This window comes from Kribbella shirazensis (genome assembly GCF_011761605.1).
In the GTDB taxonomy this organism is placed as follows: domain Bacteria; phylum Actinomycetota; class Actinomycetes; order Propionibacteriales; family Kribbellaceae; genus Kribbella; species Kribbella shirazensis.
In genome coordinates this window covers 4,537,119-4,556,205 of record NZ_JAASRO010000001.1, presented here as the reverse complement: position 1 = coordinate 4,556,205, position 19,087 = coordinate 4,537,119, and the positions used below count along the sequence as shown (strand labels likewise).

Annotated in this window: 18 protein-coding genes; 4 read left to right on the top strand and 14 right to left on the bottom strand. The window is 69.3% G+C overall.

Annotated features, from left to right (window positions below; all coding sequences use genetic code 11):
* Positions 1–15 precede the first annotated feature (15 nt).
* The gene (locus BJY22_RS22095; protein ID WP_167209679.1) at positions 16–690 is read left to right on the top strand and encodes a methyltransferase domain-containing protein; all 675 of its coding nucleotides are present in this window, start codon (positions 16–18) and stop codon (positions 688–690) included.
* 49 nt (positions 691–739) lie between these two features.
* Here the strand turns inward: BJY22_RS22095 and BJY22_RS22090 are convergent, their stop codons facing one another.
* From BJY22_RS22090 to BJY22_RS22075, 4 genes are all read right to left on the bottom strand, one after another.
* The gene (locus BJY22_RS22090) at positions 740–1,690 is read right to left on the bottom strand and encodes a glycoside hydrolase family 19 protein (RefSeq protein WP_167209677.1); all 951 of its coding nucleotides are present in this window, start codon (positions 1,688–1,690) and stop codon (positions 740–742) included.
* A 77-nt stretch (positions 1,691–1,767) separates the two neighbouring features.
* Entirely contained in the window at positions 1,768–3,540 is a 1,773-nt protein-coding gene (gene aspS / locus BJY22_RS22085) for an aspartate--tRNA ligase (RefSeq protein ID WP_167209675.1), read from the bottom strand.
* Positions 3,537–4,868, bottom strand: a complete 1,332-nt coding sequence (gene hisS / locus BJY22_RS22080) for a histidine--tRNA ligase (RefSeq protein WP_167209673.1) — start codon at positions 4,866–4,868, stop codon at positions 3,537–3,539. Before hisS ends, aspS begins: the two co-directional genes overlap by 4 nt.
* A gap of 10 nt (positions 4,869–4,878) precedes the next feature.
* Positions 4,879–5,568 carry an MBL fold metallo-hydrolase gene (locus BJY22_RS22075; protein ID WP_167209671.1) on the bottom strand — a complete coding sequence of 230 codons (690 nt, stop codon included), beginning with the start codon at positions 5,566–5,568 and terminating at the stop codon, positions 4,879–4,881.
* Positions 5,569–5,807: 239 nt separating this feature from the next.
* Here BJY22_RS22075 and BJY22_RS22070 point away from each other — a divergent pair, with 239 nt between their 5' ends.
* Together BJY22_RS22070 and BJY22_RS22065 are read left to right on the top strand one after the other, a co-directional pair.
* The gene (locus tag BJY22_RS22070) at positions 5,808–7,034 is read left to right on the top strand and encodes a DUF349 domain-containing protein (RefSeq protein ID WP_167209669.1); all 1,227 of its coding nucleotides are present in this window, start codon (positions 5,808–5,810) and stop codon (positions 7,032–7,034) included.
* 69 nt (positions 7,035–7,103) lie between these two features.
* The gene (locus BJY22_RS22065; RefSeq protein WP_167209667.1) at positions 7,104–7,967 is read left to right on the top strand and encodes a hypothetical protein; all 864 of its coding nucleotides are present in this window, start codon (positions 7,104–7,106) and stop codon (positions 7,965–7,967) included.
* On the opposite strand, the gene BJY22_RS22060 is transcribed toward BJY22_RS22065, so the two are convergent.
* Genes BJY22_RS22060 through BJY22_RS22050 form a run of 3 tightly spaced genes read right to left on the bottom strand, consistent with a single transcriptional unit; the run spans position 7,968 to position 9,943 of the window.
* Positions 7,968–8,537: a GrpB family protein gene (locus BJY22_RS22060; RefSeq protein WP_167209665.1), complete on the bottom strand. Its 570-nt coding sequence runs from the start codon at positions 8,535–8,537 to the stop codon at positions 7,968–7,970.
* Between the two features lie 52 nt (positions 8,538–8,589).
* Positions 8,590–9,357, bottom strand: a complete 768-nt coding sequence (locus tag BJY22_RS22055) for a hypothetical protein (protein ID WP_167209663.1) — start codon at positions 9,355–9,357, stop codon at positions 8,590–8,592.
* 1 nt (position 9,358) lies between these two features.
* Entirely contained in the window at positions 9,359–9,943 is a 585-nt protein-coding gene (locus BJY22_RS22050; RefSeq protein ID WP_202891212.1) for a papain-like cysteine protease family protein, read from the bottom strand.
* 180 nt (positions 9,944–10,123) lie between these two features.
* Here BJY22_RS22050 and BJY22_RS22045 point away from each other — a divergent pair, with 180 nt between their 5' ends.
* Positions 10,124–11,026, top strand: a complete 903-nt coding sequence (locus tag BJY22_RS22045) for a hypothetical protein (protein WP_167209661.1) — start codon at positions 10,124–10,126, stop codon at positions 11,024–11,026.
* A 3-nt stretch (positions 11,027–11,029) separates the two neighbouring features.
* On the opposite strand, the gene BJY22_RS22040 is transcribed toward BJY22_RS22045, so the two are convergent.
* From BJY22_RS22040 to yajC, 7 genes are all read right to left on the bottom strand, one after another.
* Positions 11,030–11,758 carry a hypothetical protein gene (locus tag BJY22_RS22040; protein ID WP_337758863.1) on the bottom strand — a complete coding sequence of 243 codons (729 nt, stop codon included), beginning with the start codon at positions 11,756–11,758 and terminating at the stop codon, positions 11,030–11,032.
* A gap of 224 nt (positions 11,759–11,982) precedes the next feature.
* On the bottom strand, positions 11,983–12,456 hold the full coding sequence (locus BJY22_RS22035; protein WP_167209659.1) for a hypothetical protein: 474 nt from the start codon (positions 12,454–12,456) through the stop codon (positions 11,983–11,985).
* Positions 12,456–14,819 carry a RelA/SpoT family protein gene (locus BJY22_RS22030; RefSeq protein WP_420371421.1) on the bottom strand — a complete coding sequence of 788 codons (2,364 nt, stop codon included), beginning with the start codon at positions 14,817–14,819 and terminating at the stop codon, positions 12,456–12,458. Before BJY22_RS22030 ends, BJY22_RS22035 begins: the two co-directional genes overlap by 1 nt.
* Before the next feature lie 131 nt (positions 14,820–14,950).
* Complete coding sequence (locus tag BJY22_RS22025) at positions 14,951–15,490, bottom strand: adenine phosphoribosyltransferase (RefSeq protein ID WP_167218514.1); 540 nt, start codon at positions 15,488–15,490, stop codon at positions 14,951–14,953.
* Positions 15,490–16,677: a protein translocase subunit SecF gene (gene secF / locus BJY22_RS22020; RefSeq protein WP_167209656.1), complete on the bottom strand. Its 1,188-nt coding sequence runs from the start codon at positions 16,675–16,677 to the stop codon at positions 15,490–15,492. Before secF ends, BJY22_RS22025 begins: the two co-directional genes overlap by 1 nt.
* Positions 16,677–18,455: a protein translocase subunit SecD gene (gene secD / locus BJY22_RS22015; protein ID WP_337758862.1), complete on the bottom strand. Its 1,779-nt coding sequence runs from the start codon at positions 18,453–18,455 to the stop codon at positions 16,677–16,679. Before secD ends, secF begins: the two co-directional genes overlap by 1 nt.
* A gap of 86 nt (positions 18,456–18,541) precedes the next feature.
* Complete coding sequence (gene yajC / locus BJY22_RS22010) at positions 18,542–19,072, bottom strand: preprotein translocase subunit YajC (RefSeq protein ID WP_167209654.1); 531 nt, start codon at positions 19,070–19,072, stop codon at positions 18,542–18,544.
* Positions 19,073–19,087: the final 15 nt, after the last annotated feature.

Sequence of the window (19,087 nt, the reverse complement as noted above, 5' to 3'; positions counted from 1 at the left end):
CGGAGGGCACGACTTGTGAGAGTCGGACAGGGCGGTACGGGGCCGGGAGCGCACGCGCCGGACGGCAGCGCGATCGAACTCTACGAGATCACATCGGCGGCGGGTGGCGACGACGAACTGATCAACGCCGCGATCGCACCGAACAGCAGCATCCTCGAGCTCGGCTGCGGGGTCGGGCGGGTCACCCGCCCGCTGCTCGCCCTCGGCCACCAGGTCGTCGCCGTCGACGAGTCACCGGACATGCTCGCGCGGATCACCGAGACCGAAGCGATCCGCTCCACGATCGCCGACCTCCGGCTCGACCGCCAGTTCGACGTCGTGCTGATGATGTCGTTCCTGATCAACGTGGCGGACGACGCCGAGCGCCTCCGCCTGCTCGAGACCTGCGCCCACCACGTCCGCCCCGGCGGCTCGGTCCTGCTCCAGCAGGAGGTCCCCGGGCGGCGCCACGCCCCCGCCGTACTGGAGAACGACAATCGCACCATGGTCATCTCCGACGTCGAGGACCTGCCCGGCGGCGCCCAGGCGGCCACGTTGGCTTACACGATCGACGGCCGCTCCTGGTCCCAGCGCATCATCACCAAGAACCTCGCCGAGGACGAACTGGCCGCCCAACTGGCAACGGCCGGTCTCCGCCGCACGGAGTACCTGACGCCCGACAAGGCATGGGTCCGCGCGCAACCGATCTGACTCGGGCACGGCGGCCGGACCCCACTCGCGTGAGGTCCGGCCGCACCGGTCAGCCCAGGCCCGAGCCCTGCTTGGCGAGGGCCGCGAACTGGCTCCGCGTCAGCTTGCTGGTGTCACCCCGCAGCGCCGCCGGCCGGGTGCAGATGATGCCGGACGGCACCGAGCCTGTCAGATAACGCAGGGCGTTCTTGAACGAGTCGCACCGGCGCTGGTCCTCCGCACCGGCCGGGTAGCCGATGGCCGCGTTGACCCGGCCCATGTCGAGGTTGTCGGCGTACGGGTTGATGGTGCGCGCAACGGTCCAGTACCAGCGGGCGATCGGCGCGCTCCATTGCAGGGACAGCGCGAGATCGGGATTGCCGAGCAGGTCGATGCCGAAGTACCGGCCGGCCGGGCCGTAGTTGAAGTCGCCGGTGAGCTGGATGTACCCGCGGCCGCCGTACGGACGGGTGTCGCCGATCTCGCGGATGTTGTACTCCAGCCGCGACTCGTGCACCAGCGTGGCGAGGAAGGCAGCCTTGCGGTACGGCGTGTTGATCTGGGCGTCCCGCATCGCCTGGTTCAGCGACGGGAGCCCGGTCTGGACGATCGACGGGTTCGCGATCCGGGACCCGAACATCGCCTGGACGTCGGCCAGTGTCACGTCGTCCATCGGCGGTTCCGGATCGACCACGCACTCCGGTACGCCGGACAGCTTGGTCTCGGTGGTGTTGAGGTAGGCGACCGTCACGTAGCCACCGTGTGCGGGCAGATGCGCCCACCAGGTCGTCGTACGCGACCCGGCAGTGACCGAGTCACCTGACTTCTGGCAGTCGACCTCGACCGAGGCCGGCCCGGACAGCACCTTCACGACAGCTGCCGACAGATAGGCGTCGGAACGGACGTTGAGAGCGCTGGCGGTCGTCTGGTAGGTCGCCGCGTGGGCCGGCGCGGCTGCCAGCAGGCTTCCGGCGGCTACTGCAGCGCTGGCGAGGGCGGAGGACAGAACACGTTCGAGCATGAAGCACTCCTGGGGCGGTAGGAGAAGACTTGCGTCACTCTCCCACCGCCCCAGGCGTGTTGCTCAAGTACGCAACGTCAGGCTTTGGGCTCCGGCTTGGCGTCGACGCCGGCCTCCTTGCGCTGCTCCGGCGTGATCGGTGCCGGCGCGGCGGTCAGCGGGTCGAACCCGCCGCCGGACTTCGGGAACGCGATCACGTCGCGGATCGACTCTGTGCCGGCCAGCAGCGCGGTGATCCGGTCCCAGCCGAACGCGATCCCGCCGTGCGGCGGCGCGCCGAACTTGAACGCGTCCAGGAGGAACCCGAACTTCTCCGACGCCTCCTCGTCGCTGAGCCCCATCACCTTGAAGACCCGCTTCTGCACGTCCTCGCGGTGGATACGGATCGAGCCGCCGCCGATCTCGTTGCCGTTGCAGACGATGTCGTACGCGTACGCCAGCGCCGCTCCCGGGTCGGTGTCGAACGTCTCCAGCGAGTCCGGCTTCGGCGACGTGAAGGCGTGGTGTACGGCGGTCCAGGCGCCGGACCCGACCGCGACGTCACCCGCGGCGGTCGCCTCGTCGGCCGGCTCGAACAGCGGCGCGTCCACGACCCACACGAACGACCAGGCCGACTCGTCGATCAGGCCGCCGCGACGGCCGATCTCCAGCCGCGCCGCGCCGAGCAGCGCCCGCGACGACTTCACCGGACCGGCGGCGAAGAAGATGCAGTCGCCCGGCTTCGCGCCGACGTGGTCGGCGATGCCCGCACGCTCCTCCTCGGACAGGTTCTTGGCGACGGGACCGCCCAGCTCGCCGTCCTGCCCGACGAGCACGTACGCCAGCCCGCGCGCACCGCGCTGCTTGGCCCACTCCTGCCACGCGTCCAACTGCTTGCGCGGCTGGTCCGCACCGCCCGGCATCACAACCGCGCCGACGTACGGCGCCTGGAACACCCGGAACGGCGTGTTCTTGAAGTACTCCGTGCACTCGACGAGCTCGAGGCCCATCCGCAGATCCGGCTTGTCGGAGCCGAACCGCGCCATCGCCTCGCCGTACGTCATCCGCGGGATCGGCGTCTGCACGTCGTACCCGACGAGCTTCCAGAGCGCGGTCAGGATCTCCTCGGACAGTGCGATCACGTCGTCCTGGTCGACGAAGCTCATCTCGATGTCGAGCTGGGTGAACTCCGGCTGCCGGTCGGCGCGGAAGTCCTCGTCGCGGTAGCAGCGGGCGATCTGGTAGTACCGCTCCATGCCGGCCACCATCAGCAGCTGCTTGAACAGCTGCGGCGACTGCGGCAGCGCGTACCAGCTGCCCGGCTGCAGGCGGGCCGGCACCAGGAAGTCGCGGGCGCCCTCCGGCGTCGACCGGGTCAGCGTCGGCGTCTCGATCTCGACGAAGTCGTGCTGTGCGAGGACCTCACGGGCCGCCTTGTTCACCTCGCTGCGCAGGCGGATCGCCGTACCCGGACCCTGACGGCGCAGGTCGAGGTACCGGTACTTGAGCCGGATCTCCTCGTTCACCGGCGTCGCGTGGTGCTCCTCGACCGGGAACGGCAGCGGGGCGGCCTCGTTGAGGACCTCGACCTCGCTCGCGATGATCTCGATCTCGCCGGTCGGCAGGTTCGGGTTCGCGTTGCCCTCGGGACGCGGCGACACCTCGCCGACGATCTTCAGGCAGTACTCCGACCGCAGGCCGTGCGCGGCCTCCTCGTCGCGGATGACGACCTGGACGGTGCCGGACGAGTCGCGCAGGTCGATGAACGCCACGCCGCCGTGATCGCGTCGCCGCGCCACCCAGCCCGCGAGGACGACGGTCTCGCCGGCGTGCTCGGCACGCAGCGAACCTGCGGAACGGTTACGGATCACGAGTTCTCCTCCAGCGTTTCAATGCTCGGACGTACGTCGTTTGCGGGCGGTGCCCAGGTGGCGGCGTCCGCGGGCACCTGCTCGCCGCTGCGGATGTCCTTCACCTCGGGGCCGTTCTCGGTGCTGAACCAGACGAAGGGGATCCCCCGCCGGTCCGCGAACTTGATCTGCTTCCCGAACTTCGCCGCGGCCGGCGCGACCTCCACCGGAATCCCCCGGCTGCGTAGCTGGATCGCCGTCCGCATCGCCTCGGCCCGATCCTCCTCGGCGTTGAGCGCCACCAGGACGGCGGTCGGCGTACGGCGGGAACCCTTGAGCAGACCCTGGCTGACGAGCCGGTGCACGAGCCGGGACACCCCGATCGAGATGCCGACGCCGGGGTACGTCGTCTTGCCGTCGGACGCGAGCGCGTCGTACCGCCCACCGCCACCTACCGAGCCGAACGACTCCTGGCCAACCAGGTAGATCTCGTAGACGGCGCCGGTGTAGTAGTCGAGCCCGCGGGCGATCCGCAGGTCGGCCATCAGCAGGCCCGGCGCGTGCTCGGCCGCCGCGGCCATCACCTGACTGAGCTGCTCGAGCCCTTCCTCGAGGGTGGGGTGCTCGACGCCCAGCGCCCGCACCTGGTCCGCGAAGGAGGTGTCGGTGCTGGAGATGTCGGCCAACTGCACCGCGAGCCGCGCCTGCTTGTCGGTCGCGCCCGCCTCGATCAGTCGCTCGACGACCTTCTCCGGGCCGATCTTGTCGATCTTGTCGACGATCCGCAGCACGGTGGTCACGTCGTCCAGACCGAGGCCGCGGTAGAAGCCCTCGGGGATCTTGCGGTTGTTCACCTTGATCACGAACTCAGGCACCGGCAGCTTGCGCAGCGCGTCCGCGATCACCAGCGGCAGTTCCACCTCGTAGTGGTTCGGCAGCTCACCGGCGTCGATGATGTCGATGTCCGCCTGCGTGAACTCGCGGTACCGGCCCTCCTGCGGGCGCTCGCCGCGCCACACCTTCTGGATCTGGTAGCGCCGGAACGGGAAGACCAGCTTGCCGCTGTGCTCCAGGACGTACCGGGCGAACGGCACGGTCAGGTCGAAGTGCAGGCCGAGGGCCGCGTCCTCGTCCGCTCCGGCCGCGAGCCGCCGTACGCCGTAGATCTCCTTGTCGGCGTCCTCGCCCTGGTTGGACAGGCGCTCGACCGGCTCGACCGCACGGGTCTCGATCGACGCGAAGCCGTGCAGCTCGAACGTCTCCCGGATCGTCTCGAGAAACTCCAGCTCGACGATCCGGTCGCTCGGCAAAAACTCGGGGAACCCGCTCAGTGGGCTGAGTTTGATCATTTGGCCTTGCTCATATCTTCGGAATCTCCAGGTCCTGCAAGTAGGGGTTGGTCGCCTTCTCCCGGCCGATCGTGGTCTGGCCACCATGACCCGGCAGGACGACGATCTCGTCGCGCATCGGCAGGATCTTGGTGGCCAAGGTATGCAGCATCGCCGGATGGTCGCCGCCAGGCAGATCCGTCCGGCCGATCGACCCGGCGAACAACACGTCACCGGAGAACAGCACCGCAGGCACCTCTTCCGGCCCGTCGTACGGCGTGGTGAACGTGACCGACCCGCGGGTGTGGCCCGGGGTGTGGTCGACGGTGAACTTCAGTCCCGCCAGCTCGAGCGCCTGGCCGTCCTTCAGCTCGGCGACGTCGTCCGGCTCGGCGAACTCGTGGTCGCCGCCGAGCAGCATCCGGGCCGTCTCCGGGCTGATGCCGGCCATCGGGTCGGCGAGCAGGTGCCGGTCGTCCGGGTGGATCCACGCGGTCGCGTCGTACGTCCCGCAGACCGGGAGCACCGAGAACATGTGGTCGATGTGACCGTGCGTGAGCAGCACCGCGACGGGTTTGAGCTTGTTCTCCCGCACGACCTGCTCGACACCGGGGGTCGCGTCCATTCCGGGGTCCACGACGATGCACTCCGCGCCCTGGCCGGTGGCGACGACGTAGCAGTTAGTACCCCACGCACCCGCGGGGAACCCGGCGATGAGCACGACAGACCTTCCTGGAACAGGGTTCGGGACCCACCAAGGCTACCGGTCGGGATCCAGTGGTTCCGAACCGGATTGTGATCCAACCCCGTTGCGCCCGAGCGGGGAGTTTGTGATTGTTCAGGGATAAGCGTCGAGAAAAGCAGCTCGACGCGCCCAGGCCGGGGCCTGTCCGCGTGGTTGGACCGGGAACTGACCAGAATGGGCACGAGCGCACTGCATACCGCCGGAAGGGGCGAGTTGTGGCCGGAGAGAGCTGGGGCCGGGTAGCCGAGGACGGAACGGTCTTCGTACGGACGAAGGACGGTGAACGGGCAGTCGGCCAGTGGCCGGACGCGAACCCCGAGGAGGCGCTCGCCTTCTACACCCGCCGGTACGACGCACTGGCCTTCGAGGTGGAGCTGCTGGAGCAGCGCGTCCAGGCGGGCACAGTGTCCCCGGACGACGCACGCGCCGCGGTGAAGAAGGTGACCAGTTCGCTTGAGGACGCGCAGGCGGTCGGCGACCTGGACGGCCTGAAGGCACGGCTCGAGGCGCTCGCCCCGCTGGTCGCGCAGCAGCGTGAACGGCGCAAGGCAGAGCGGGCCGCGAAGGTCGAGGAGGCGCGGTCGGCGAAGACCAAAATCGCCACCGAGGCCGAGACGATCGCGGCCGGCACCGACTGGCGGCACGGCGTCACCCGGCTGCGCGAGCTCCTGGACGAGTGGAAGGCGCTCCCCCGGCTCGACAAGTCCTCCGACGACGAGCTGTGGCACCGGTTCTCCTCCGCGCGGACGACGTACACCCGGCATCGCAAGCAGCACTTCGCCGAGCTGTCCTCCAAGCGGGAGGAGGCCGCGGTGGTGAAGGAGCGGCTGGCCGCGGAGGCGGAGACGCTGGCGTCGTCGACCGAGTGGGGCCCGACGTCCGGCCGGTTCCGGGACCTGATGCGGCAGTGGAAGGCCGCCGGGCCGGCGCCGCGCGAGGTGGACGACAAGCTGTGGGCGCGGTTCCGGGCGGCCCAGGACCAGTTCTTCGGTGCGCGGGACGCCGTACAGGCCGAGGAGAACGCCGAACAGGTGGAGAACCTCAAGGCCAAGGAAGCGCTCCTGGTCGAGATCGAGGGCATCCTGCCGGTCGAGGACGCGCGGACCGCCCGCGAGCAGCTCCGCGACTACCTGGACCGCTGGGACCAGATCGGCAAGGTCCCGCGCGACTCGATGCGCGCCATCGACGGCCGGCTGCGCGCCGTCGAACAGGCCGTGAAGGCCGCCGAGGACGAGGTCTGGAACCGCAGCAACCCCGAGGCCCGCGCCCGCGCCGAGGCCACGGTCAAGCAACTCCAGTCCCTGATCGCCGACCTGGAGAAACAGGCCGCCAAGTTCGAGGCCCAGGGCAACACCCGCAAAGCCACCGAAACCCAGGAAGCCATCGCCGCCCGCCGGGAATGGCTCACCCAAGCCCAAAACGCCCTCTCCGACTTCAGCTGACGCCCGCCGATCCGGGCGGCCTGTGGACAAACTTCTGCGGGGAACGGCGGGTTCGGGGATCCTTTCGGGATGCTTCCTGCTGACTTTCCGTATTTCTTCTGCGGTCTGCCGTTCCGGCCCCATCAGGTGGGCCGGAAGCTCAACTGGTTGCTCGGGCTCGGCGATATCCGCCCGGTGATGAAGGGCGTGTACGTCGACGTCCGGGTGCCGGATTCGCCGCAGCTGCGGGCCGACGCCATGCGTCTGATGACACCGCCGGACGTTGTTGTCTGCGGTCCTGCCGCGGCCTGGCTGCACGGGCTCGACACCACCGCGCTCGCGCCCGCGGAGCTCGTCGAGGCCCAGTGGACCCGGAAGGCCCGCGACGAGGTCGAGGTGTACGGCGTACGCGTCACCAGCCCGATCGCCACAGCCGTCGAGCTCGCGATGCGGATCCCGCGCCCGTTCGCGTTGTCGGCCGTCGACGCGTTCCTCCGGTCGGGCAAGACCGACCTCTGGGTGCTCCGCGCCGCCTCGGCCGACTACGAGCGGCACCCGGGCTACCGCCAGGGCCAGGAGGTACTGCGCTGGGCCGACCGCCGGGCCGCCTCCCCCGCCGAGTCCTGGCTCCGACTGCGCCTGATCGACGCCGGCTTCGGACGCCCCGAACTGCAGATCCCCGTCACCGGCCCCACCCGCACCTACCGCCTGGATCTCGGGTACCCCGAGAGGCCTGTTGATGGGCGGCGGTTGGGGTTGGAGTACGACAGCGACCAGTGGCACTCATCCACCAAACAACAACTGAAGGACGAAACCCGCCGCACCGAACTGGACGCCCTCGGCTGGCACATCATCCCAGTCCACCGCCCCGACCTCTGGGGCTCCTACCCGGCACTCGAGCTCGCCGTCGGCTCCTTCCTGTGCCAGGAACCACGGCTGCCGCGGCGATGGTGATCAGGTGGGGGTCCAGTTGGTTTGGGTGGCCCAGTGTTCGGCGGAGGTCATGAGGATTTTGGTGGCGGGGGCTTTGATTTGGCCGTAGTCGGCTAGGTCGGGGACGGATTGGGCGAGGCGTTGTTTGAAGGCGCCCCACGCGGTGCGGGCGGTGGGGTCGGCTCGGAGGTAGTCGCGGAACAGGAGGGCGAAGCGGGCGTTGGGCTGGTCGGTGACGCGGAGGTGGACGTTGGTGGCGCGTTCCCCGACCGCCGGGGCGAAGACGAGCTTCTCGTACTGCTGGCCGTTGGTGACCTCGGTGTGGTTCCACGGTTCGGGGCGGCAGCGGAAGCCGCTGGACTCCAGCAGGTCGATCAGTTCCGGCGACAGCGCGGCCACCCGGACCTGAGCGTCGATGCAGTTCTTCGCGGCGAGACCGGGTACGGAGGTGGAGCCGATGTGGTCGATGGCGAGCGCACGATCACCGAGCGCCGCGTGCAGTCTCGCCGCCAGGTGCTCGAACTCGCCGGGCCAGTCGGGGTTGTACCCGACGACGGCGACTCCGGCACCCAACTCGTCAGGGAATGGCATTCGCTCATTCTCCCGGCCCGCCGCAGGTACGACGAGCCGGGAGGCAGGAACCTCAGCGGGTCCGGAGCGTACGCCGGCGAATGAGCAGTACGAGCGCGATCGTCAGCCCGACCCCAGCGGCAGCGATCGGAAGCACATGAATGTCAGACGTGGCCCGCACAACAGCACGGACCGGGACCTGCGCCGAGTCGCTGTAACCACCGGCCATGCCCGCGTCATTGTACGACGAGCCCGGGAGCTTGTCGGAGTACCGCCCCGAGACGAGGTCCTGGTACGCCGTGACGCTGATCGGCTTCGACCCGATCGACTTGATCGCCGACGCGTTGAGCGGCCGGACCTGGGTGGCGCTCAGTGCGTACCAGGCGCCGAGCTGCGGTTCGGTGAACACTGTCGCACCGTCCGCGGCGCTCGCCATCCGCGCCTCCGTATTGCCCGAGGCAACGTTCACCGCCTGCCATCCGCCCTTGGCATCAGGAGTCGTGAAGACCGTCATCGTCCGCCCACCAGCGGTGGCCGTCGTCGCGGCGTACCAGAAGGTGGCGACCGGCGCCGACGCATCGCGGACGAACGCGGGGTTGAGGGCGTAGATCGGATACGTGTCCCGCGCGACGGTGGTCGCCGCCTTCGCCGTACCCCCGGCCTTGCCGAGCAGGCTCAGCGCGCCGGCGGAACGGGCGGCGGTGGTTGCCTTGGACAACTCGGTCGGCGACACCGGCTGCGGGCCCGCGGCGCCGGCCGGGCCGACGGTGGCGAACGCGAAGCCGAGACCGGCGGCGAGTACGGCGGCGCAGCGGAGCAGGATGTTCTTCGGGCGGCGCATGTCAGGCTCCGATCTGGTACAGCGAGTGGGTCCAGGTGAACTGCGCGTTGGACCGGTACCAGGTGTAGGTCGAGTAGTTGTACCGCGGGTCGTCCGGCCACGGGTTGTAGTACTTGATCGTCGCGTCGGAGGCGTCGTACCCGATGATGTCCATCATGTGACCGCCGCCCGACGTCCAGCCGATCCGCGTCATCACCGGGCGGCCGGCGGCGATCTCGGTGACGAGCGTGCTGAAGCCGAGCGTGGACGAGACGTACCGGCCACTGCTGATCCCGATCGCCCGGAACGCCTTCTGGTCGTTGCCGAGCGTGGCCTGGTTGTTCGGGCAGGTGCCGTTCATCGCGTAGCCGAAGGCCAGGTTGCAGAACTGGTTCTGGGTGTACGAGTAGCCGTAGAACGCGGCGATGCTGTTACCGCTCGCCGCCCAGCACCAGTTCGACTTCTGCTGGGCCTGGCCGGTGACGTTCAGGTACCAGCTACCTGGTGCGGCGGAGGCCGGTGGTGCGAGTGGTACCAGCGTGGCCAGTCCGAGCATGGTAGCCACGAGCAACGACCAGGAGCGGCGGCCGGGGCGGAGCCTGCGCATGAGTCCTCCTTCGAGAGGTACTGCGGTGTGGGCGGAGTCCATCGTGAGGACGCCGCCCGCGCGCGGCAAGAACCCGGATCCGGGGTGTGAACGACCGATCCGCGTGAACAGCGCGTGATGAGCCAGTGCCAGCGGGTGGTGTGAATGTTTACACTGCTGCTCCGAAGGAGCGTGGGCCTCATGGTCAGACCGGTCGAAGTCCCCGCGGTGACCGCGGAAGCGTCGTTCGCGGACGCGTTGCGGCACGCGATCGCCCGTCGCGGCCTGGCCCTCAACCGGATCCGCACACACCTCGCCGACCGTGGCCTGCACGTCGGCGTTGCGACGCTCAGCACCTGGCAGAGCGGTCGCCGGATCCCGTGCGAGGACTCGCTGGCGACCGTCACGGCGTTGGAGGAGCTCCTGGCGGTGCCGCCGGGATGGCTGACCGTCCGCATCCCGCCTGCACGCACCGAGTCGGCCACGTCGCCCCAGCCGTACGCCGTCGTGGACTACGCCGAGGCGCTGACCCGGCTGCTCGACCGGCTCCGCCGGGACGCCCACGGGCGGCTGCGCAATGTCACGGTCCTCGAGGAGGTCCGGGTCGGCGCGGACCGGAGCGCACACCGCCGACGGGTGACCCAGAGCGTCGTCGCCGTACAACCGGTGGATCGGCTGATCATCGCGCACCAGGGCGAGGCGGGCTGCGACGCCGAAGGGCTGGCGCTGCGCGCGGGCAGCGGCTGCCGTACCGGACGGGTCGCCCGCTCCCCCGAGGCGGGCGCGATGCTGGGCGAGCTATTGCTGGACCGGGTCCTCGCGGTGGGTGAGACCGCCGTCGTGCACTACGAGATCGAGGACCGCACCGGGTTGCCCGCGACGGAGTACCAGCGGTTCAGCGAGTGGGGCGGGATGCACTACGTGCTGGAGGTCCAGTTCGACCGGTCTGCGCTACCGGTCCGCGTGTACGAGCTGCGCCGGCGGCACACCTCCGGCCCAGACCTCGTCCACCGTGAACTGATGCCCACCCCCGACGCCCGAGTCCACGTCATCGAGCCGTCCGCAGAGCCCGGCACCATCGGGATCGCCTGGGAGTGGGATTAGGGCCTAGCTGCTGAAGCCGGCGTGGATGTGGTCTTGGTGGGTCCGGTCGGAGAAGTAGGTGGCGCCGGGGAGTTGGTAGGGGCCGCCAACGTTGTAGGAGCCTACGGATGCGGTGGCTCGCATGTAGGACGTGACGAGGGCTCGTGGGGTGGCCGGCGAGACGACCGGGTGGCCGTCGATCTGCCAGGTGTCGAAGGCGCGGCCGCGAGGATGATCGCTGGGGCGATCGGTGCCGAACACGTTGGTGGGGTGGCCGGAGCGGATCACGCTGACGCCGATGCGGTAGGTCTTCGCGAGGTCGAGCATCGCGGTCAGCACGCTGTCGTGGACCTGCCCGGAGCGGATGTCCGCCGCGGATGCCGGGGGCAGCTCGATCCGCTGGCTGCTCAGCACCTGGCGGGCCGCTGACGACAGTTGGGTGGTCGCCTTCCCCGGTCGCGCCGGATGGGTCGCGGTCACCCGCCAGCGTCCGCGCGTCTTGGTCAGCCGTACGTCGACCGTCGTACCGCCGGTCACCACGCGACCGCCCGAGATCGTGTACACACGGCAAGGCACGAGCACGCTGGCGGTGTCGCTCAGAATCCCGCCGTACTGCGCGTCGATCACCTCCACCACGCCGCGAGTACCCCGCGGCTTCAGCAACTCCATGACCGCCGCGACAGCTGCCCGTTTCGCGGCAGGCTCGATCTTCCCGGCACCCGCAGGCCAGGACCGCACGGCCGGAAGCCGCACGCCAGGCGCTTGCGGAGACGTGCCAACCGAGCCCGGCGTCGGCGTAGCCGTCGGCCTTGTGTTCGACGAACCCGGCACCGTCGGTGAGCTCGGCGATCCGCCCGGTGTCGACGAACTCCCAGCGGTGGAGCCGCTACACCCCGCCAGAACTCCCGCGCCCGCAATCAGCAGACCGCGCCGCCCGACTCCACCCGAGAAACCCATACCGAAAAGTCTCCCCCGCCTCACAAACACAACCGGCAGTCGACGTAGTCGCCGACGAACAACCCATGCCTGGGGCACCGAACAAAGGCAGCCTCGACGGGATCCGGGTCCCACATCCGCGGTAGCTCGACCGGATCCGCCGGCGGCCGGAAGTCCCGCACGAGCCGCTCGTACTCCGCCAGGTAGACATCGACCTTCGGCGGCTCGTACGACAGCAACTCCCATCCGAACCGCGACCGGGCCAGCTCGATCACCCGCAGCAGAAACGCGCGCTCCTCCTGCCAGTTCGTTGACCAGGGCAACTCGTCGAGATCGAAGCCGTCGTTCCCGAGCCCGATCCGCGAATTGCACAGCAGCAACGCGAACCCACGTTCGAAGTCGGTCTCGGCCAACTCGCACGCGGCCGGTGCAAGCACGTCCAGGAAGACCCCGGTCGCACCGTTGGACAGCTTCAGCCCCGGTCCGCCGGCTGAACCGCGGAACCAGTCGCCCACTATTGCGTGACGCGGTACACGTCGAAGACGCCCTCGACGGAGCGGACGGCCTTCAGGACGTGTCCGAGGTGCGTCGGGTCGCCCATCTCGAACGTGAACCGGGACTTGGCGATCCGGTCGCGGGTCGTGGTGAGCGCCGCGGACAGGATGTTCACGTGGTAGTCCGACAGCACCCGCGTGATGTCCGAGAGCAGGCGGGCCCGGTCCAGCGCCTCGACCTGGATCGCGACCAGGAACACGGACTGGGCGGTCGGCGCCCACTCCACCTCGACGATCCGCTCCGGCTGGGTCTTCAGGTTCTCCACGTTCGCGCAGTCGGCCCGGTGCACCGAGACGCCCGCGCCGCGGGTGATCCAGCCGATGATCTCGTCGCCCGGCACCGGCGTACAGCACCGCGCCAGCTTCGACAGCACGTCCGTCGCGCCCTTGACGATGACACCGGCGTCGCCGCGCGCGGTCCGCTTGCGGCGCTCCCGGGACTGCGGCAGCCGCAAGCCCTCGGCCAGGTCCTCGGCCGCGCCCTCCTCACCGCCGTACGTCTCGATGAGTCGCCGTACGACGGCCTGCGCGCTGACGTGCTGCTCGCCGACCGCGGCGTACAGCCCGGTCACGTCCGGGTAGCGCAACGAGTTGGCGACCGCGGTCAGTGTCTCGTGCGACAGCAGGCGCTGCATCGGCAGGCCCTCCTTGCGGAGCTGCTTCGCGATCGCGTCCTTGCCCTGCTCGATGGCCTCGTCGCGGCGCTCCTTGGAGAACCAGTGCTTGATCTTGTTCCGCGCGCGCGGACTCTTGACGAACGTCAGCCAGTCGCGCGATGGACCCGCACCCTGTGCCTTCGAGGTGAAGACCTCGACGACGTCACCGTTCTCGAGGGTGCTCTCCAGCGGCACCAGCCGGCCGTTGACGCGGGCCCCGATACAGCGGTGGCCGACCTCGGTGTGCACGGCGTACGCGAAGTCGACCGGTGACGACCCTGTCGGCAGTGACATGACGTCACCGCGCGGGGTGAAGACGTAGACCTCGGCGTTGTTGATCTCGAACCGCAGCGAGTCCAGGAACTCCGACGGGTCCGAGGTCTCCCGCTGCCAGTCGACGAGCTGCCGCACCCAGGGCATGTCGTTCGGCCCGCCGATGTCGGTGCTGGGCGTGGCCGGCGCGACGGAGGTCGGGTCCTCCTTGTACTTCCAGTGCGCGGCGATGCCGTACTCCGCCCGGCGGTGCATCGCGAACGACCGGATCTGCAGCTCCACCGGCTTGCCCTGCGGGCCGATCACGGTGGTGTGCAGCGACTGGTACATGTTGAACTTCGGCATCGCGATGTAGTCCTTGAAGCGGCCGGGGACCGGATTCCACCGCGCGTGCATGATGCCGAGGGCCGCGTAGCAGTCGCGCACCGACTCAACCAGGACCCGGATGCCGACCAGGTCGTAGATGTCGCCGAACTCGCGGCCGCGGACGATCATCTTCTGGTAGATCGAGTAGTAGTGCTTCGGGCGGCCGGTGACCGTGGCCTTCACCTTGGCCGAGCGCAGGTCCTCGTGCACCTGGTCGATCACGGTCGCCAGGTACTCGTCGCGGGACGGCGCGCGCTCGGCGACCAGCCGGACGATCTCGTCGTACACCTTCGGGTGCAGGGTCGAGAACGCCAGGTCCTCGAGCTCCCACTTGATGGTGTTCATACCGAGCCGGTGCGCCAGCGGGGCGTAGATCTCCAGCGTCTCGCGGGCGATCCGCTCCTGCTTCTCCTGGCGCAGCGAGCCGAGCGTGCGCATGTTGTGCAGGCGGTCGGACAGCTTGATCACCAGGACCCGGATGTCCTTGGACATCGCGACGACCATCTTGCGGATCGTCTCGGCCTGTGCGGACTCGCCGTACCGGACCTTGTCCAGCTTGGTGACGCCGTCGACCAGCATGGCGATCTCTTCGCCGAAGTCGCGGGTCAGCTCGTCCACCGTGTACGGCGTGTCCTCGACGGTGTCGTGCAGCAGGGCCGCGCACAGCGTCGGCGCGGTCATACCGAGCTCGGCGAGGATCGTGGCGACGGCGAGCGGATGCGTGATGTACGCGTCGCCGCTCTTGCGCATCTGGCCGGAGTGGTACTTCTCCGCGGTCCGGTACGCGCGCTCGATCATCCCGAGGTCGGCCTTCGGGTGGGTCGCGCGGACCACCCGGAACAGCGGCTCGAGCATGGGCGCACGGTTCGGGTGGCGGGTGCCGCCGAGGCGTGCGAGGCGGGCGCGGACCCGGGCGGGCGCGATCCGCGGCGGCTGGGTCGGAGGCGGCGGTGACGCCGGCACCGGGCGCACCGGCGAGGGCGCGCGCGGGGGCTCCTGCGGTACGGCGTTCGGCACCGCAGATGTCATCGCCGGGTCTTCGCCCACGTTGTGTCCCTCCGCCGACAGGCCACCAGTCTAGAGGCCCGCGTCCAGCCAGGCGGAATCGCCTGTGGACAACACGCCGGGTCACCTCACGACAGCGGAGAGTTTGCCCGAATTCAGACTGTCAGCAAGGCGGTGAGGTTCTCGTTCCCGAGGCGCTTGCGGCCCGGCAGGAAGGACAGTTCGAGCAGGACCGCGGTCCCGGCGACCTCCGCGCCGCAGCGCCGGATGAGCCGCAGGCAGGCCTCGACCGTGCCGCCGGTCGCGAGCACGTCGTCGATGACGAGCACCCGGTCACCGGGCACGAACGCGTCCTGATGCACCTCGATCGTCGCCTCGCCGTACTCCAGCGCGTACGACTCCTCGTACGTCGCCGCCGGCAACTTGCCCTTCTTGCGCACCGGCACGAACCCGGCACCGAGCGCGAGCGCGACCGGGGCGGCCAGGATGAACCCGCGCGCCTCGATCCCGACCACCTTGTCGACCACGGGCCGACCGTCGTCGTCCTTCCCGGACACCGCCAGCGCCTCCACGACCTGCGTGAAGCCGGTGTGGTCGGCCAGCAGCGGGGTGATGTCCTTGAACATCACCCCGGGCTGCGGGTAGTCCGGGATGTCGCGGATGCCGTCCGCGAGGACCTGCTCCAGCGACCGCATCACTTACCGCGCTTCGATCGCGGCTTGCGGGTGGGCTGCGGACGTCCCGCGGCCGCCGCCTTCATCGGACGCGACGACGGGGTCGGCGCCGAACCGGTCGCCCGGTTGGCCGGCCGCGGCTTGTCCTGTACGGCGGTCCGCGTCGCGGCACCCGCCGGCGCACCGGCCGTGGCGACGCCCACCGGGGCAGCCGCCGCGGCAGCGGCCTGGGCCTTCTTCGCCGCGACCCGCTTGCTCAGCGCCTGCATGCCCGGCTCACGCTCCTTGAAGACCGCGAGCAGCGACGGGGCGATGAAGATCGACGAGTACGCACCGACCGCGATGCCGACGAACAGCGCCAGCGACAGGTCCTTGAGCGGGCCGGTGCCGAGAACCACCGTGCCGACAACCAGGATCGCGCCGACCGGGAGCAGCGCGGTGACCGTGGTGTTGATCGACCGGACCACGGTCTGGTTGACGGCCAGGTTGGTCGCGTCCGAGTACGTGAACCGGTTCGACCCGGTGATCCCCCGGGTGTTCTCGCGGATCTTGTCGAACACCACGACGGTGTCGTACAGCGAGTACCCGAGGATCGTCAGCACGCCGATCACGGTGGCCGGGGTGACGTCGAAGCCGATCAGCGCGTACAGCCCGACCGTGATCGTGACGTCGTGGATCAGCGCGATGATGGCGGCCATCGAGGCCTTGGATTCCCGGAAGTAGGCCCAGATCACCCCGAACACCAGGACCAGGAACACGACCAGCGCCAGGATCGCCTTGTTCGCGATCTGCTGCCCCCAGGAGGCGCCGATCTGCTGCGACGTCACCTGGTTCGCCGGGATGCCGGCCTCCTTGGCGATCGCCTCCCGGACCCGGCCGATGTCGGTCTGGGCCAGCGGCTTGGTCTGGACCCGGACCTTCTCGTTGTTGATCGTGGTGACGATCGGATCGCCGAGGTCCTGGGCGTTGGTCGCCTTCACGGCGTCGCCGAAGTCCTGCACGGTGCTGTCGGTGACCTTGACCTTGGCCTCGTACTCGACACCGCCCTTGAACTCGATACCGAGCGCCAGGCCACGGGCGAACAGGCCGCCCAGCGAGATCGCGACGAGGATCACCGAGAGGGTGAACCAGAACTTGCGGTGACCGATGAAGTCGTACGAGGCCTCACCGCGGTGCAGCTTGGCACCGAGCTGTCCGAGCTTCGACATCAGACCTCGCCTCCCACCGGCTTGCGCGTCGACGGCGTCCGGCGCGGACGGTCCGACGGTTTCGTCTGTCCGGGCAGGCGTTCGACGCCGAGATGCTCCGGGTCCAGGCCGGACAGCTTGTGCCCGTGGCCGAAGAAGTCGGTCTTGGCCAGCAGCGTGACGAGCGGCTTGGTGAACAGGAAGACCACGACCAGGTCGATCAGCGTGGTCAGGCCGAGCGTGAACGCGAACCCGCGGACGCTGCCGATCGCCAGCACGTACAGCACGATCGCGGCCAGCAACGAGATCGAGTCGGCCGCGATGATCGTGTGCTTGGCGCGGGCCCAGCCGGTCTCGACCGAGGAGCGCAGGCTGCGGCCTTCACGGACCTCGTCGCGGAGACGTTCGAAGTAGATAATGAACGAGTCCGCGGTGATGCCGACCGCGACGATCAGACCCGCGATGCCTGCCAGGGTCAGGGTGAACCCGATCGCCTTGCCGAGCAGGATCACCAGGGCGCCGGTGAGTGCGGCGGCGGCCCCGAGCGACAGCACCACGACCAGGCCGAGACCGCGGTAGTACAGGAAGCAGAACACGACGACCAGCGCGAGGCCGATGATGCCGGCCCAGATGCCGGCGGAGAGCTGGTCGCCACCGAGCTGCGGCGACACGGTCTCCACCGAGGAGATGTCGAACTTGACCGGCAGCGCGCCGTACTTCAGCACGTTGGCCAGGTCGCGGGCGTCGGCCTCGGTGAAGGTACCGGTGATCTGCGCCTCGCCGCCCGGGATCGGGCTGTCCACGCTCGGGGTCGAGATGGTCTCGCCGTCCAGCACGATCGCGAACAGGTTCTGGCCCTGGCCGCGCTGCGCGATCGCCGTGGTGGCCTTGAGGAACTTCTCGCCGCCCTCACCGGTGAACTTCAGGTTGACCTGCCACTGCAGGCCGTTCTGCGGGATGCCTGCGGAGGCGTCCGAGAGGTCGGTGCCCTTCAGGATCGCCGGGCCGAGCAGGTACTTGTACTGGTTCTGCCGGTCGCAGGAGAAGATCGCCTTGTTCGGGTCGTCGACCTGCTTGTCACCGCACTTGAAGGTCGCGAACGCCGCCTGGGTGGCCGCGTCCGGCGTGTAGTTCAGTCCGTCGCCCCCGGCGGCCGGCGTCGACGGCGTCGCGGCAGGCGTACTCGGCTTCGGCGTGGTGCTGGCCTTGGGGGTACCCGTAGGTGTCGGGGTCGGCGTGGCCTCGCCGAGTGCGCTCGACCAGGCGCGGCCCTTCGGCGTGCTGCTCGGGGCACTGCTCGGCTTGACCGTGGCGCTCGGGGTCACCGACGTCCCCGGCTTGGCCGTGGTGCTCGGCTTCGGCGTCGTACCGGGCTTCGGCGTCGTCGTCGGGGCCGGTGTCGGCGTGGCAGCCGGAGCTACCGCCTGCGCGTCGTACACGACCCGGAAGTACAGCAGGGCGGTCTGGCCGACCTGCGAAACCAGCGATTCCTTCGTGGCACCCGGGACGGCCACGTTGATGTGGTTCGCCCCGGAGGTGGTGATGTCGGCCTCGGCGACGCCGGCGCCGTTGACGCGCTGGCTGATGATGTTCTTCGCCTCGTTCAACTGCTCGGCGGTGACCTTGCCGGTGCTGTCGATCGTGCTGGCGGTCAGCGTGATGGTGGTGCCACCGCGCAGGTCCAGTCCGAGCTTGGGCTTCCAGGTCTTGGTCAGCGCCATGATCCCGAACAGCAGAACCAGGACCACCAGCAAGGTGATCAGGCTCCGCCCGGGACGGGATGTCGAAGTCGTTGCCACGTCAGTTTCAACCTTTGTACTTCTGGGCGCGCCGCACCGTCAGGTGGACGCCGAACGCCGCGCCGCAGGCCGTTGGGACGAGAAGATCAGTTCTCGGTGTGCGTCGGCGGCAGCTTCGGCTTGTCCTGGACCTTGCCGTCGGACTTGTCCCCACCGGCGTCCGGTACGTCGACCTTCTCGGCCGTCGTCGACTCGTCGGCGGACGCGGCAGCCGCCGTGTCGGTCGAATCGGCCTCGGTCGTGTCGGCGGTGTCGGCGGTGTCGCCGTTGTCAGCACTGTCAGCGCTGTCGTCGGCGTCCGTGTTGTCGTCGGCGGTGTCGTCGTCCGGGATGACCCGGCCGATCGCGGCCTTCACGACCTGGACCAGCACGCCCTCGGAGATCTCCAGCGTCACGTAGTCGTCGTCGGTCTCCTCGACGATGCCGACCAGACCACTGGTCGTGATCACCTTGGTGCCGGGCTTGAGCGCGGCCACGGTGTCGGCCTGCCGCTGACGCTGCTTCTTCTGCGAGCGGCTCATGAACCAGATCATTCCGACGATCAGGATCAACGGCAGCAGCAGCGTGATGCCACCACCACCCCCGGAGGAGGCCATCGGTACGGCGAGGAGTTGCATCGGGTCTCAGAATCC

Coding starts and splice junctions, on each gene's coding strand:
- BJY22_RS22090 (WP_167209677.1), bottom strand. CDS start 1,690: ATGCTCGAACGTGTTCTGTCCTCCGCCCTCGCCAGCGCTGCAGTAGCC.
- hisS (WP_167209673.1), bottom strand. CDS start 4,868: ATGATCAAACTCAGCCCACTGAGCGGGTTCCCCGAGTTTTTGCCGAGC.
- BJY22_RS22065 (WP_167209667.1), top strand. CDS start 7,104: ATGCTTCCTGCTGACTTTCCGTATTTCTTCTGCGGTCTGCCGTTCCGG.
- BJY22_RS22060 (WP_167209665.1), bottom strand. CDS start 8,537: ATGCCATTCCCTGACGAGTTGGGTGCCGGAGTCGCCGTCGTCGGGTAC.
- BJY22_RS22055 (WP_167209663.1), bottom strand. CDS start 9,357: ATGCGCCGCCCGAAGAACATCCTGCTCCGCTGCGCCGCCGTACTCGCC.
- BJY22_RS22050 (WP_202891212.1), bottom strand. CDS start 9,943: ATGCGCAGGCTCCGCCCCGGCCGCCGCTCCTGGTCGTTGCTCGTGGCT.
- BJY22_RS22045 (WP_167209661.1), top strand. CDS start 10,124: ATGGTCAGACCGGTCGAAGTCCCCGCGGTGACCGCGGAAGCGTCGTTC.
- BJY22_RS22030 (WP_420371421.1), bottom strand. CDS start 14,819: ATGACATCTGCGGTGCCGAACGCCGTACCGCAGGAGCCCCCGCGCGCG.
- BJY22_RS22025 (WP_167218514.1), bottom strand. CDS start 15,490: ATGCGGTCGCTGGAGCAGGTCCTCGCGGACGGCATCCGCGACATCCCG.
- secF (WP_167209656.1), bottom strand. CDS start 16,677: ATGTCGAAGCTCGGACAGCTCGGTGCCAAGCTGCACCGCGGTGAGGCC.
- yajC (WP_167209654.1), bottom strand. CDS start 19,072: ATGCAACTCCTCGCCGTACCGATGGCCTCCTCCGGGGGTGGTGGTGGC.